Annotated in this window: 11 protein-coding genes; 1 reads left to right on the top strand and 10 read right to left on the bottom strand. The window is 63.1% G+C overall.

What is annotated here, in order from left to right; translation table 11 throughout:
* Positions 1-2: 2 nt before the first annotated feature.
* From E1B25_RS15455 to E1B25_RS15435, 6 genes are all read right to left on the bottom strand, one after another.
* Positions 3-2,069 carry a hydantoinase B/oxoprolinase family protein gene (locus E1B25_RS15455; protein WP_165937635.1) on the bottom strand — a complete coding sequence of 689 codons (2,067 nt, stop codon included), beginning with the start codon at positions 2,067-2,069 and terminating at the stop codon, positions 3-5.
* 68 nt (positions 2,070-2,137) lie between these two features.
* Entirely contained in the window at positions 2,138-4,276 is a 2,139-nt protein-coding gene (locus E1B25_RS15450; protein WP_165937634.1) for a hydantoinase/oxoprolinase family protein, read from the bottom strand.
* A 28-nt stretch (positions 4,277-4,304) separates the two neighbouring features.
* A complete protein-coding gene (locus E1B25_RS22180; protein ID WP_165937633.1) occupies positions 4,305-5,123 on the bottom strand; it encodes a hypothetical protein in 819 nt (272 codons plus the stop codon).
* On the bottom strand, positions 5,120-5,461 hold the full coding sequence (locus tag E1B25_RS15445; RefSeq protein ID WP_132830415.1) for an acetone carboxylase subunit gamma: 342 nt from the start codon (positions 5,459-5,461) through the stop codon (positions 5,120-5,122). The genes E1B25_RS22180 and E1B25_RS15445 overlap by 4 nt, the downstream gene beginning before the upstream one ends.
* A gap of 3 nt (positions 5,462-5,464) precedes the next feature.
* Positions 5,465-7,438 carry a hydantoinase/oxoprolinase family protein gene (locus E1B25_RS15440; protein WP_132830414.1) on the bottom strand — a complete coding sequence of 658 codons (1,974 nt, stop codon included), beginning with the start codon at positions 7,436-7,438 and terminating at the stop codon, positions 5,465-5,467.
* Between the two features lie 62 nt (positions 7,439-7,500).
* Positions 7,501-8,082, bottom strand: coding sequence for a TetR/AcrR family transcriptional regulator (locus tag E1B25_RS15435; RefSeq protein ID WP_132830413.1), 582 nt, complete (start codon positions 8,080-8,082; stop codon positions 7,501-7,503).
* Positions 8,083-8,316: 234 nt separating this feature from the next.
* Here E1B25_RS15435 and E1B25_RS15430 point away from each other — a divergent pair, with 234 nt between their 5' ends.
* Positions 8,317-9,168, top strand: coding sequence for a hypothetical protein (locus E1B25_RS15430; RefSeq protein WP_245510731.1), 852 nt, complete (start codon positions 8,317-8,319; stop codon positions 9,166-9,168).
* Between the two features lie 188 nt (positions 9,169-9,356).
* On the opposite strand, the gene E1B25_RS15425 is transcribed toward E1B25_RS15430, so the two are convergent.
* The 4 genes from E1B25_RS15425 to E1B25_RS15410 form a co-directional block, all read right to left on the bottom strand.
* Complete coding sequence (locus E1B25_RS15425; RefSeq protein ID WP_132830412.1) at positions 9,357-10,502, bottom strand: iron-containing alcohol dehydrogenase; 1,146 nt, start codon at positions 10,500-10,502, stop codon at positions 9,357-9,359.
* 124 nt (positions 10,503-10,626) lie between these two features.
* On the bottom strand, positions 10,627-12,009 hold the full coding sequence (locus tag E1B25_RS15420; RefSeq protein ID WP_132830411.1) for an aldehyde dehydrogenase family protein: 1,383 nt from the start codon (positions 12,007-12,009) through the stop codon (positions 10,627-10,629).
* 8 nt (positions 12,010-12,017) lie between these two features.
* Positions 12,018-13,379: a glutamine synthetase family protein gene (locus tag E1B25_RS15415; RefSeq protein WP_132830410.1), complete on the bottom strand. Its 1,362-nt coding sequence runs from the start codon at positions 13,377-13,379 to the stop codon at positions 12,018-12,020.
* 91 nt (positions 13,380-13,470) lie between these two features.
* Positions 13,471-14,508 carry a TRAP transporter substrate-binding protein gene (locus tag E1B25_RS15410; protein WP_132830409.1) on the bottom strand — a complete coding sequence of 346 codons (1,038 nt, stop codon included), beginning with the start codon at positions 14,506-14,508 and terminating at the stop codon, positions 13,471-13,473.
* Positions 14,509-14,514 lie beyond the last annotated feature (6 nt).

Below are 14,514 nucleotides of genomic sequence, written 5' to 3'. Positions count from 1 at the left end.
GATCATGCCTCCTGCGCCGCAGACCCGTCCCAGGGCCCGTAATACCGCAGCACCTCGGCCGGCGGCGAGAGTTTGGACCACTCTGCGACAAAGGCGTCATAGGGTTTGGCCCGGGCCAGACGCGCCTTGCGGGCCGCATCGCGCCGCGCTGTGGTCCCGTCTTTGTCGGCCAACCCGGTGCGCCCGTCGATCTCGACGATATAGATGTCGCGCGCGGCCTCGACCGAACAGCGACCGCTCGACACATCGTGCGCCACGGCATCGGGATCGCGCTGCAGCGGATCGCCATATCCGGCACCGCCGGTGACCGGAACATAGAAGGTGTCACCGCCCTCGTAGAGCGCGGGCGGATGCGCGACGCTGAGGTAATCGCGCGTGCCCTCCTCTGGCGTGCCCCCGGGCGCATAAAGGTCTTCCAACCGGCGTGGAAGATCGGCGCGCCCCTCTGCCATCAACCCGTCAAGATTGGAGCCGCGCACGGTCTGCACAAACGCCGGCGGTGCCGCGCGCCCGCCAAAGATCCCCAAGGTAGCCGGAAAATGCGATCCGAACCCCATTGAGCCGATGGCGACCATCGGCACCCCGTGCACCTTCAGCCCCATCCCCACGCCAGAGCCGCCCCGGTATTTCCCGTGGCCATAGGAATTGTTGAAAAAGTTGCGGAATGTGTACAGAAACGGGCGCTCTGCCTCGGTCGTCTCGACGTCACCGCAATCGCTCATCGTGGCAAAGAACGCGCCTGCCACGTCAACCCCATCGGCACCGGGCCGTCCGCCCGCGCCGGTGGCGTTGATCTCGGGGGTGATGTCGGCAATCGGTTCGCCCCATTGGTTGTAGCCGGCGAAAACCGTCACCGCGAACCCGGTATGCCACGCCCCAACCGCACGGCTGGGATCGGTGGCATAGGTCATCTTGGCCCCCGTCATGAACATGCCCTGGGCAAAGGCGACCTGGGTGGCAGGCGCATAGGAGACCGGCACATCGCCCTGCGCGTTGATGAAACTGCCTTCGGGAAACTCCCAATCCACCGCCTCAAGCAGCCCGTTGTTTGCCGGCAGCTCCGGGAACAGCCAGCCACAGGCATAGACCATGGCCATGCCGATGAGGCCTTGGAAAAAGGTGTTCATGGGCCGGTCGGGCAATGTCGGAGACGACCCATGCAGGATCAGCTTGATCCGGTCGCCCTTCTTCTCGACGACCAGGTTGATCTTGAGCAGCGCGGCTTCCGGCCCGGTGGTGTCGATGAAACGCGGCTGGCGAAAGATGCCATCGTTCAGCGTCGCGACCTTGGCGCGCGCGGCTTCGCCGGTTTGTTGCAGGATGCGCCGCAGCCCACCGACAAGGAAATCCGCCCCCGTCTCGGCCAGTGTCTCATGCACCCGCCGTTCCGCGATCCGCGAGGCGGCCAGCCGGGCCTTGATGTCCAGAACCATGGTGCGTGGGTCACGGGTCGAATTGGCCAGCAGACCCAGCAGATCCTCTTTCAGCTCAAAGTTCTCACCAATCTTGATCGGCGGGGACATCAGCCCCTCGTCATAGCGCGACTTCGCGCTGTTCACCATGCCGCCGGGCTCAGAGCCGCCGCACTCGCCGGTGTGCACCGCCGCCCCGATAAAGCAGATCAGCTTGCCCTCCGAAAACACCGGCACGCAAAGCCCCATATCGGCATTGTGCACGCCGCCATAATAGGGATCGTTATAGAAGAAGGAGTCGCCCTCCTTCAGCCCGACGGTGGGGTCGTTGGCCAGATGCTTGATCAGGTATTTGACCGGCAACTGGCTGAGCACCGCGTGGTGATAGATGCCGGTGGCGCAGACCGCCAGATCGCCCTGCGCGGTATAGATCCCAAAGGCCACATCGCCCCAGCGCATCCCCGTGGACGCGCCGAGTTTCATGGTGGTTTCCTTGCCCTCAAGCGCGATCATCTGCATCTTGTGGGTGAAGATCTCATAGTCCAGCGGGTCAAGCCCCGGCATCGTACGGGCCTCCCAATCGCTGGGCGGTTCGGGGCGCAGATGCTGTACGATCTCGGGATCGCGGCTGTACTTGATGGTATTGAAAGCGTTCATGTTATCCTCCCTGCCGCGGACCGCCCCCTGCCCGCCGGTGTGGCGGATCGGGGCGGCGGCGGCTGTTCTCAGTCGGCCTTGACGGTGACGATGCCGTTGCGGAACTCGTTCATGCGATAGCTCCATCCCGGATCGATCACATAGGTCGTGTCCGGGGCCTCGATGATCGCGGGACCGGCAATCGTGTCGCCCGGCGCAAGCGCGCTCCAGTCATGGATCGGCGTCTCCACCAGCCCCTGAGCGGGATCGAAACAGGCCAAACGGGTGGCCTGTGCGACCGCATCGCGCGGCGGGTTGTCGCCTGCACCGATCAGTTTGCGCGGCTCTTGGTGCACCCGCGCGGTGACAAACACCGCCTCGATATTGATCCCCCCCGACGGAAAGGCCGCCTCGGGCGAATAGATCTCAGCGTATTGCTGTTCAAAGAGACCACACAGCGCCTCGATATCCGCGACCCCGTCAAAGCCCAGCTTCGGCGCGGTCACCCGTGTCAGGTGATATTGCGAGCCATAGCGCATATCGAATTCAAGCGTGAAACCGATCCGGTCCTCGTCAAACCCTTCAAGCTTGAGATCGCGCATGGCCTTATCGGTCAATTCTGCGATCAGGCCGTTGAGCGGCGCGCAATCGGCCAGATGCGACTGGTCCATGAAGTTGAACACCCGAAAGCTGCGCGACTGTTCCCAGACCTGACGGATTTCCATGCTGGATGCGCCAAACGCCCCGGAAACCGAGGACATCGCCGGCACGATCACGGTATTTGCGCCGATATGGCGGGCAAAGCCACAGGCATGCCCAGCCCCGGCCCCGCCGCAGGCAAAGACAACAAACTTGCGCGGGTTGTGCCCTTTGAGCGCGACCTCGTTGAACATCTCTTGCCCCATGCGCGCATCGACCAGCCGGCGGATGCGCCAAGCGGCCTCAAGCGTGGAAATCCCGAGCGGCTGCGCGATTTTCTCCTCGATCACCTCTTCCGAGGCGTCCGGGTCCAGCAGCATGGCCCCGCCGAGATAGTTATCGGGGTTGATATAGCCCAGCACCAGATCGGCATCGGTCACGGTCGGGTAGGTGCCGCCCTGATCGTAACAGGCCGGACCGGGAACCGAGCCCGCCGATTGCGGCCCGACCTCCAACTGTCCGCCCATCGCCGTATTGATCCACGCGATAGAGCCGCCACCGGCCCCGATCGACTTGACCTCGATTGCCGGAATATTGGTCCGCCAGCGGTCGATCACCGGGATGAAATCCTGCGCCTTGAGGGTGCCGCCCGCCAACACCCCGATATCGAACGAGGTGCCGCCCATGTCGGCAAAGATGATGTTCTTGTGCCCCTCTTGCGCGCCGATCAGCGACGCGCCGTACATCCCCGCCACCGGGCCGGCATTGTGGGTCAGAACCGCGCGGGTGCGCGACACCTTCTTGGACCCGCCGGTGTTGTGCACCAGAATAAGCGGCCGACGATAGTTGGCCCGGCGCAGGTTGGTGGTGAGATCGCCCAGCTCCTGCGTCATCACGCCATGGATATAGGCATTGACCAGCGCGGTCATGGTCCGGGTGTATTCCCCCGCCTTGGGCGAGACCTCGCTGGCCAGCGTTACCGGCATCGAGCCAAGGAACTCTTCGGGATATTCCTCTTCGATGATGCGGCGGACCTCGCGCTCATGCGCCGGGTTCAAAAACGACCACATCAGCGATACGACGATCCCCTGCACCCCCTGATCGACCAGTTTCTGCAGCTGTTCGCGCACCTCGTCGTGGTCTAGCGGACGCACCGCTGCGCCGTGGCAATCCATCCTTTCGGACAGGCCCACCACCATTTCCGGCGGCACCAGCGGCGCCGGTTTGGCGATGGTGGCCATGTCGCGGATCTCGTGCAGCGCCATGCCATCGGCCCAGCTGCGGCTGCGCCCGATAAAGATCGTGTCTTCGAACCCGGCGGTGGTGATCAGACCCAGCCGCGGCCCCTTGCGCTCGATCAGCGCATTGGTGCCGATGGTAGTGGAATAGCGCAGCGCCTCCACGTTGCCCAGAAACGTCTCGGGGTCCTGTCCGGCGCGGGTGCCCAGATCCTTGAGCCCCCGGATCAGCCCGACCGACAGGTCATAGTGGGTGGTGGGGGTCTTGGCGGTGATCAGACCGCCCTCCGCGCCGATCGCGCAGAGGTCGGTGAAGGTGCCGCCGATGTCGATGCCAACATCATATGTCATGGTTGTCTCCTCCTGTTGGGCGCGCAGCTCAGGCGCGGCCCCGTATCCCTTGCACCGCGGTGCGGATCGCCTCTGGGCTCGCCACGCTCGCTCCTGAGATGCGGCCCGATACGATAAGCGTTTCTGCGCTTTGGCGGGCCGCCTCCATGGCGTTGCGGACCTCGCGGGTGAACGTCTCCTCCACGCTCCAGTCCGGCGCGATGGCGCGCGCGCGCTCTGTTGAGCCCGGCGCATCCGGATCGCCAAACGCCAGATCCGGCGCGGTCGGGCCGGACATGCCCGGCTGGGCGGGGCACATGCCCTTGAGAATGTCGTAATGCTCGGCCAGCCGCTTCAGCGCCCCATAAAGCCGGGCAAGCGCGCGGCTGTCGGCCTGCTCCGGGCTGGCTTTGGGATCGGCCAGCACGATGATGTCAGGGCGCAGATTGGCGATGGCCTCGAACTCCGCGATCATCGCCGGTTTGATGGTCTTGAGCGCGGCATCCACGTTGCCGCCAGTCTCGCCGCCAATCTCCAGCGCCCGGGCCAGTGGCCCGCGCAGTTCGACCACCACCCCCAGCCCGGCAATGCGGGCCGCCGCGATGGCCCGCGTCGCGGCATCGCGCAGAAACTCTGGCCCGAAATCGGCGCCCCCATCCGGGGCCAACGCCGAAATCCAGACCGCATCCGCCTCCAGAAAGCGGGCCGCCGACAGGCAGGCATCGGCCAGAACCTGCGCGCTCGCCCGCAGGTCTTCCGGGACGCGCCCATCCAGCCGCGCCCCCAGCGCTGCCGCACAGGGCATCACGATCGGCTCTGGCCAGACCTCGGCCCGGCGCAGCGCGGTGATCGCTGCCTGCCCGCTCATGATGCGCTGCCTGACGCGCGGCGTGCCTTGAGCGCGTCGATATCAAGCTCGATATCATGGGTCAGCGGATGCCCCGGCGGCACATATTCGTTTTCCAGAACCGTGCCGCAATTCGGGCAATAGAACTCCACCAGTCGACAGAAATCCGGGTTCGGCATAAAGCTGACAGCCGCCCCTTCCAACATCGGCGGATGCGCCTCTTCCATCGGCACCTCGGCGACCATGCAACCGGTCTTGTAGTTCTCTCGCGCCTTGGCAAGACGATGACCACAGGCGACACAGCACCAGTCCTCGCGATCAAGGTCGATGGACAGGTTTTCGGTGATACGAACAGTCATGGATCAGCCCTCCGTCAGTATGAGATTGGAGAAACGGTCAATCGCCGCAGTCCAGCCCGGCGCGACCCAAACGGTTGTCTTGGCGCTTTCCAGAAGGACCGGCCCGACACAGACATGGCCCGGTTCCATCCGCTCCAGATCGAACACCGGCACCCTGCCGCGCGCGCCGTCGGCCGCAACGACCACGTCGCGCAGCCCGGTCTGGGCACTGCTCGCATCAGAGCTGGTCTCTGGCCTCTCCTCAAAGGTGAAATGCGGCACCGGCGCCGACACGAAAAGACCGACCGCATTCATCTCGACCGCATCGGGCATCTGCGCCAGGATCGCCGCGTGCAGCGCCGCATGGGCTGGCTCTGCCGTCGGATCGGAGACATCGACGCGAATGCGCCCTTCGGTTCCATCAGCGCGGCGCAGAAACGCGTCCAACTGCCACAACAGGCTGGCGGTATCAAAGCCTTCGCCGCGCATGTCGCGCAGGGCGGCGGCCTGCATATCGCCCACAGCAGCTTTCACCGTATCACGCAAAACCGGGTCCTCGCGGCCGGCATTGACCGCGCGCAAATAGCTGTGCCCCACATCCATAAGCGAGGAGGAGAAGGCCGAGAACACCGCCGAATACGGCGTGATCGCGATCTTCTTCAGCCCCGCCGCCTCGGCGACGCGACAGGCATGAAGCGGCCCGGCACCGCCATAGACGGTCAACAGCGGGTTGCCCCCGACCGATTGGTCCCTCAACGCGCCGATGGCTTGCCCCACCTCGCAATCAACCTCGGAAATCACCGCAAGCGCGGCCTCCTCTACGGACAGCCCCAACGGCCCGGCCAAGACACGTTCGACCGCCGCGCGCGCCTTGTCCGCGTCAAGCTTGCGCGCCCCGCCAAGAAAGTTATCCGGATCGATCCGGCCCAGCACAAGATTGGCGTCGGTCACGGTTGGCTCGCTCCCGCCCAGCCCGAAACAGGCCGGCCCCGGCATCGCCCCCGCCGAGCGCGGCCCGACAAAAAGCGTCCCGTCCCGCACCCCGGCGATAGAGCCGCCGCCAGCCCCCAGCGCCTGAACCTCGTTCATTGGCACATTGGTGCGATAGCCTTCAATCTCGGGGCGCAGGGCGACATTCAGCCGCCCGTTGCTGACCAGACCGATATCGAAAGAGGTGCCCCCCATATCGGCCGAAATCACATCGGTTTCGCCGTAAAGATCGGCCACCGCGCGTGCGCCCACCAGCCCTGCGGCGGGGCCGGAGTTATAAGTACTGATCGCACGGGTCTTGGCCACTCGGGCCACCGCGCCATCATTATGACCGATCAGGAACGGCCCGCGATAGCGCAGCCCGCGCAGCTCCTGCTCGGCCTTGTAGAGCAAACGTGCCAGACGGCTGTGAGAATAGGCCGAGATGACAGCGCTGTTGATGCGCTCACCATAGCCGTCGCGCACGGTGATATCCGAGGACAGGAACACCGGGATGGAGCCCAGAAAATCGCGCGGGTATTCCCGCTTGATCGTCTCACGAACCGCCCGCTCACGCGACGGATCGCCTTCACTGCCCGCCAGCGCGATGACCAGACATTGCGCCCCGGCATCAATCAGATCCTGGGCATGACCCAGAACCTGATCAAGCGGCATGTCAGGTGTGATTTCAACCAACATGTCGGGGTCGATGATCCCATGCCCCTCGCCCCCGGCGAGCGGGGCCAGCGCCCTGGCATCCTGTGACAGGATCAACCCGATCTTGGCACCGCTGCGCTCGATCAGCGCGTTGGTGCCCACGGTGCTGGCGAACCGGATCACATCGGTCTGCTCAAGGAACTTTTCGACCGGCAGCGCCACCGCATCGGCCCCGGCCTTGATGCAGTTCAGAAAACACTCGGTCAGATCATGCGGGGTGGTGGGTGTCTTGACCGCGTGCGCGATCCCCTCCCCGGCCACAAACCCATCGGTGAACGTGCCCCCGGTGTCGATATCTATGGTGTATCCCAATTCTTCCTCCCTTCTGTGCGGATGATCCGCCCAGCTCTTTTCCGTCCGGGTCCGGCACGCGCCTAGGCTTCGCGACAGGCGCCATGCAGCACGAACCCCAGGACCTCCTGATGAATGGTCTCCAAATCCAGCGGACCGTCCGCGCGATACCAGCGCAGGTACCAGTTGATGACACCAAGAATGTTGAAGACGGTGATCTTCACATATTTGGAATGCAGCGCCCCTTCGGCGCTCAGCCGTTCAAGGACGCCGGAATAGATGTCGAGAATCTCGCGCTGGATCTCTACCGTGTCATGACCGATCCCCTCTTCCAGCTGCGCCTCCTGAACCAGCAGCATCAGCAGTTCGCGCTGATGGGCGACCGCCTCTTGTAGATGCGCGCGCACCACCGCTTCCAACTGCGCCCGCGGCGCGGTTTCGCTCTGTTCGGCCTGACGCAGAATGCTCGGAAGCTCCTGCACAGAATGCTTCAGGATCTCGCGCCAGAGCCCCTCTTTGTTGCCGAAGTGATAGTAGATATTTGACAGGCTCACGCCGTGCACCTTGGCGATGTCGCGGATCGACGTGCCGCTAAAGCCCTTCTCCGAAAAGATATCGAGCGCCGTCGCCAATAGGCTTTCACGCATGTCGGCGTGGTTGGTCATATCCGGTCGTCCTCCCTGTGATCGATGATCTCAACTCGAATCAATCGAACGTTCGATCTAAAATCACCACAAGAAAGTTTTTCCGTCAACACATTGTTGCCGGGCATACCGGGGGAAACCTTCAGAAAATGGTATTAGTATATTGTTTATAAATGATATTTAATATCGTAATTTTCGCACGCAACGGCCCTATCGGGGCACGTTTCACCCCCATAGGGTCCGCGAACCTGCCCCGTGATCGGCCCCTATCAGCTCGACCCGGCCGAGGCGCTGCGCTGGTCGCGCGATCAGCTTCCGGTGTTCTATGCCGAGACGCTCGGATACTGGGTCGTGACCCGCTATGACGACATCAAGGCGGTGTTTCGCGACGGCATCCTGTTTTCGCCCCGCAACGTGCTGGAAAAGATCACCCCCGCCACGCCCGAGGCGATGGAGGTTCTGAAAAGCTACGGCTACGCCATGAACCGCACCATGGTGAACGAGGACGAACCGGCACATATGGAGCGCCGCCGCGCCCTGATGGATCACTTCATTCCCGCCAACCTCGAACATCACCAAGAGATGGTGCGCCGCCTGACGCGGGAAAAGATGGATGCTTTCATCGACGAGGGCCGTGTCGATCTGGTCGAATCCCTGCTGTATGAGGTGCCGCTCAACGTCGCGCTGCATTTCCTCGGCGTGCCCGAGGACGAGATCGCGGTGTTGCGCAATTTCTCCGTCGCGCATTCGGTCAACACATGGGGCAAACCCACGGACGAACAGCAGATCGCCATCACCCATGACGTCGGCCAGTTCTGGCAACACGCGGGCACGGTCATCGAAAAGATGAAGGCCGAGCCCGAGGGCACCGGCTGGATGCATGAGACCATCCGCAAGAACGCTGAGATGCCCTTGATGGAGCGGCTGCAGGCCGATCATTCGGGCCATCTGAGCCTGCAGATCAAGGACGACGGCGCTCGCGCCGATCTCACGACGATCGTGGCCGCCCTGCCCGAGGGCGGGCAGATCTATTGCTGCGGGCCAGAGCGGATGATCACCGCGACAGCGTGCTGTCGCGCCGCGAACGGGCCGCAAACAATCGCATGATGTCCTGCTGTTCGCGCGCAAAGAATGGTGGCTGGATCAAGCTGGCGCTTTGACGGGCCTCTCTCGGCCTCGCGCTATTGTGGCAGGAGGCCGAGAGGCTCAAACTCGTACTTCCAGTGTGGGGGCCAGAACGTCAAACGCCGCACCCGACCCGAAGGGCGGCTGCGGCGCAGGGGATATAGGTCGTCTCAGAGCGCAGCGTTGAACAGCTGCGTCAGGTTCTCTTCGGTCAGCTCGATCGGGTTGCCGCCGCAGGACGGGTCGACGATCGCGCCTTTGACAAGCTCGGGGATGCTCTCGGCGGTCACGCCCAGATCCGCCAGTTTGCGCGGAATGCCCATGCTGTCGTTGAACTCCTGCACAAAGGCACGGAACCCGTCAAAGCCACCGGAAATCCCCAGATAGGCGGCGACGCTTTCAAAGCGGTCGGCGATGACCGGGGCGTTGAACGCCAGAACGGCGGGCATGCAGACCGCATTTGTGGTGCCGTGGTGGCTGTTGAAATGGGCCCCGATCGGATGGCTCATGGCGTGGATCGCGCCCAGCCCCTTCTGGAACGCGGTGGCACCCATGGCCGCCGCGCTCATCATGTTGGCGCGGGCTTCGATATCGCTGCCGTCCGCATAAGCGCGCGGCAGATACTCCTTGACCAGCCGCATCCCTTCCAGCGCGATGCCCTGGCTCATCGGGTGGTAATGCGGCGAGGAAAACGCCTCGACGCAATGGGCAAAGGCGTCAAGGCCGGTGCCTGCGGTGATGAATTTCGGCATACCCACGGTCAGTTCGGGATCGCAGATCACCACGCTCGGCAGCACCTTGGGGTGAAAGATGATCTTTTTCACATGGGTTTCGGAATTGGTGATGACGCTGGCGCGCCCCACTTCCGAGCCGGTGCCCGCCGTGGTCGGCACAGCAATGATCGGTGCAATCGCATCGGCATCGGCCCGCGTCCACCAATCGCCGATATCCTCGAAATCCCAGATCGGGCGGGTTTGCCCGGCCATGAAGGCAACCATCTTGCCCAGATCAAGGCCAGAGCCGCCGCCAAAGGCGATCACGCCGTCATGGCCACCAGCGTTATAGGCGGCGACACCCGCCGCGAGGTTCTTTTCGTTCGGGTTCGGATCGACCTGCGAGAACATGCCACGGCCCAGCCCGGCCGCCGCCATGATGTCGAGCGTCGATTGCGTGACCGGCAGTTCGGCCAAACCCTTGTCGGTGACCAGCAGCGGTTTGCTGATACCGGCAGCGGCGCAGGCCTCGGCCAGTTCCTTGATCCGGCCAGCGCCGAATTTGATGGTGGTCGGATAGGACCAGTTTCCAACGAGAGACATGTTTTCGCCTTTCATGAATGGCCGTGTCGGCCAGCGAGTCAGTTTGCCCCCTGCATGCGACAAGGGGCCGAGTCCGCCCGGAACGGGCGTGGCCCGGAGCAGAAACGATCCGGGCCGGTATGCGTTACCCCGTCACCTTTTTCAGGTGATAGGATTTCGGACGTGTCAGATTGTGATAGCCGATCACCGACAGCCCGCCGCCGCGCCCGGTCTGCTTGCACCCGGTCCAGCACAGGCCGGGGTCAAGATAGTCGGCGCGGTTCATGAACACGGTGCCGGTCTCGACCCGGTCCCCGACCCGCTCGGCCCGCGCAAGATCACGGGTCCACAGGCTGGCAGTCAGGCCAAAATCGCTGTCGTTCATCAGCGCGATGGCCTCTTCGTCATCCTTGACCGGCATGATGCCGACCACCGGACCAAAGCTTTCTTCGCGCATCACCCGCATGTCATGGGTGACATTGGTCAGGATCTGCGGCGTCAGATAGGTGCCGCCATCATCCTCGGGCATGGTCTCGATATGGGCCACGGCACCGGCGGCAATCGCCTCGTCTGTCTGGGCGCGCACCTGATTGGCAAAGCGGATATTGGCCATCGGCCCGATCGAGGTTTCCGGCTCCATCGGGTTGCCCAGCTTATAGCCGTTGACGATCGCAACGGCCTTTTCCACGAAAGCGTCGAACAGGCTTTCATGGACATAGATCCGCTCGATCCCGCAGCAGCACTGGCCGGAATTGAACATCGCCCCGTCGATCAGCGTTGCGACCGCCGCGTCCAGATCGGCGTCCTCCATGACATAGCCCGGATCCTTGCCGCCCAGTTCCAGCCCGACGCCGGTGAAGGTCCCCGCAGCCGCACGTTCCATCGCCTTGCCGCCCCCGACCGAGCCGGTGAAGTTGACAAAGTTGAACGCCTTGCCCGCGATCAGCCCAGAGGTGGTGTCATGGTCAAGATAGACGTTCTGGAACACATCCGCCGGGATGCCGACCGAGTGAAATGCCTGCGCCATCCTCTCGCCGACCAGCAAGGTCTGGGTGGCGTGTTTCAGCATCACGGTATTGCCCGCAATCAGCGCCGGCGCGACCGTGTTGATCGCGGTCATATAGGGATAGTTCCACGGTGCCACCACCAGCACGACGCCCAACGGCACCCGCCGGATATAGCGTTTGAAGGTGTCGTCTTCGCCCACCGCGATATCGGCCAGCGCGCCCTGCGCGATTTCGGCCATATAGCTGGCGCGTTCCTCGAACCCGCCAAATTCACCGCCAAAGCGGATCGGGCGGCCCATCATATGCGCCAGTTCCGGCACGATCTGATCGTTGAACGCGCCCACGGCGGCGACCCCGGCCATCACCAGGTCGATCCGCTCTTGTAACGGGCGTGCGGCCCAGCCAGCCTGCGCCGCTCGTGCGCGGTCAGCAGCTTCGCGCGCGGCCTCTGGTGTCAGCGCGGCGCGCTCGGCGAAAACCGATCCGTCGATCGGCGAGATACATGTCAATGTTTGGGTCATTTTCGTCCTCAGACCAGTTCGAACCCGCGCGCCACTTCGTAATCGGTGACAACGCGGTTGAAATCATCAATCTCCCACTCGGCCGCACGGGCGTAATGGGTGATCACATCGTCGCCCAGCGCCTCCCGCAGCATGTCAGAGGCCAGAAGCGCCTCGCGCGCGTCGCGCAGGGTGTGGGGAATATGGCCGCTTTTGCCTTCATAGGCATCGCCCTTGAATGGCGCTTGAAGCTCCAAGCCCTCTTCGATGCCCTTGATACCGGCCGCCAGCAGCGCCGCCATCGCAAGATAGGGATTGATATCCGATCCGCCAACGCGACATTCGATCCGCACCGCCTTGGTCCCGTCGCCGCACAGGCGGAAGCCGGCGGTGCGGTTATCAATCGACCAGATGATGCGGGTGGGGGCAAAGCTGCCCTTTTGGAACCGCTTGTAGCTGTTGATATAGGGGGCCAGAAAGTAGGTATAATCACCGGCGTACTTCAACAGCCCGGCAACATAGTTTTTCATCAGCGCCGACATGCCCAAGTCGTCCTCGGGGTCGAAAAACACCGGTTTGCCATCCTTCCATAGCGACTGGTGCACATGGCTGGACGAGCCAACCTTGTCCGCGCTCCATTTCGGCAGGAAGGTCACGGCGCGGCCCTGCTGCCAAGCGATCTCCTTGGTCGCGTGCTTGGCGATGGTGTGATAATCGGCCGTGTTCAACGCCGGGGCGTATTTGATGTTCAGTTCTTCCTGCCCGGTCTCGGCCTCGCCCTTGGTGTTCTCTATCGGGATGCCAGCGTCCCACAGGTGATTGCGCAGCGGGCGCATCACATGTTCTTCCTTGGTGGTTTGCAGGATGTGGTAATCTTCGTTGATGCCCGACAGCGGCGCCAGATCGCGGTAGCCATCCTTGCGCAGCTCTTCAAAGCTTTTCTCGAACAGGAAGAATTCCAGCTCGGTCGCCATCATGGCGTCAAAGCCCATCGCCTCCAGCCGCGCCAACTGCTTTTTCAGGATCGCGCGCGGCGAATGGGGAATTTCCTTATGGGTGTGGTGGTCCAGCACGTCGCACAGCACCATCGCCGTGCCCTCAAGCCAGGGCATCGGGCGCAACGTGCTCAGGTCCGGCTTCATCACGTAATCGCCATAGCCCGCGCTCCACGAGGTCGAGGCATAGCCCTCTGGCGTCGACATCGCCAGATCGGTGGCCAGCAGGTAGTTGCAGCAATGGGTCTCTTCCCATGCGCCGGCGATGAAATGCTTGGCATGGAATCGTTTGCCCATCAGCCGACCCTGCATGTCGACAATGCAGGTCAGGACGGTATCGATCTCACCGGCCTCGACCCGGGCCTTCAGATCCTCGAAACTCAGTGTGCCAGACATCGGAAGCTATCCTGTATTATTGTAGATGTGAAAACGGCCGGTAAACAGCGGGTTGGCCCCGGCACGCGAAAGGTGCGCCGGGGCCGTCGGGTCAGCCGAAGGTATACGGCGGACCCGCTTTGCTGATCACATCGTTATAGTCGCGGAAGACCTGAACGATCTTGGCATGCACTTCGCCCTCTTGCGCGATCTCATCCCAGAAGGTCACGGCGGCCTCCTCGACGGCCTTCCATTCCTCTTGCGGGATGGAGCGCAGTTTCAGCTTGTCGCCCTGCGCCCGCAGCCGTGCCTCACCGCCCCAGTACCACTGGTTGCGATAGGTGTGCCCGGCCTCGATGCCCGCCATCACGATCGCCTTGAGATGCTCGGGCAGGTTTGCCCATTGCCGCTGGTTGACGAAGAACGACCCGATCCACGCCCCCGAGATGTTGTTGGTCAGGAAATAGTCGGTCACGTTGGCCCAACCGACGGTATAATCCTCGGTGATGCCCGACCACGCCATGCCGTCCAGCTCGCCGGTCTGAACCGCCACTTCGGCGTCCTCATAGGGGATCGTCACCGGCACCACACCGAACTGCGACAGGAACCGCCCCGCCGTCGGGAAGGTATAGAGCTTGAGACCATCGAGATCGGCCAGCGAAGTGACCTCTTTCTTGGTGTTGAAGTTGCAGGGGTCTTGCCCGGCCGCCGACAACCAGGTCACGCCGACCTTTTCGTATTCGCTGCGCCAGACATCGGCCAGCCCGTATTGTTCGAACAGCACCGGCACGTCGAGCGAATGCTTGGTGGCCAGCGGGAAATAGCCGCCGAACACCTGCAGCGGCGTCGGAGAGGCCATCGAATCGTCGTCCGAATGCACGGCGTCGATGGTGCCGCGCTGCAGCGCCTGAAACAGCTCTCCGGTGGGCACGATCTGGTCGGCGTAATAAAGTTCGATCTCCATCTCGCCGTTGGCGGCAGAGTTGATGAAATCGATCACGGGCTTGGTCACATGCTCGCCCAGGGCCGCGCCAGCATAGGTCTGGAACCGCCATTTGATCGGCGCCTGAGCCTTGACGATGGCCGGAGAGGCCAGTGTCGCTGCGCCACCTAGGGCCGCAACGCTAAGAAAGGAACGTCTGGTAGTCATGTCGTG

Origin of the sequence: Antarcticimicrobium sediminis, from assembly GCF_004348975.1 — a bacterium.
In the GTDB taxonomy this organism is placed as follows: Bacteria; Pseudomonadota; Alphaproteobacteria; order Rhodobacterales; family Rhodobacteraceae; genus Antarcticimicrobium; species Antarcticimicrobium sediminis.
Note: the sequence above shows the minus strand (reverse complement) of the source record. Positions and strands in the feature narration are given on the sequence as shown.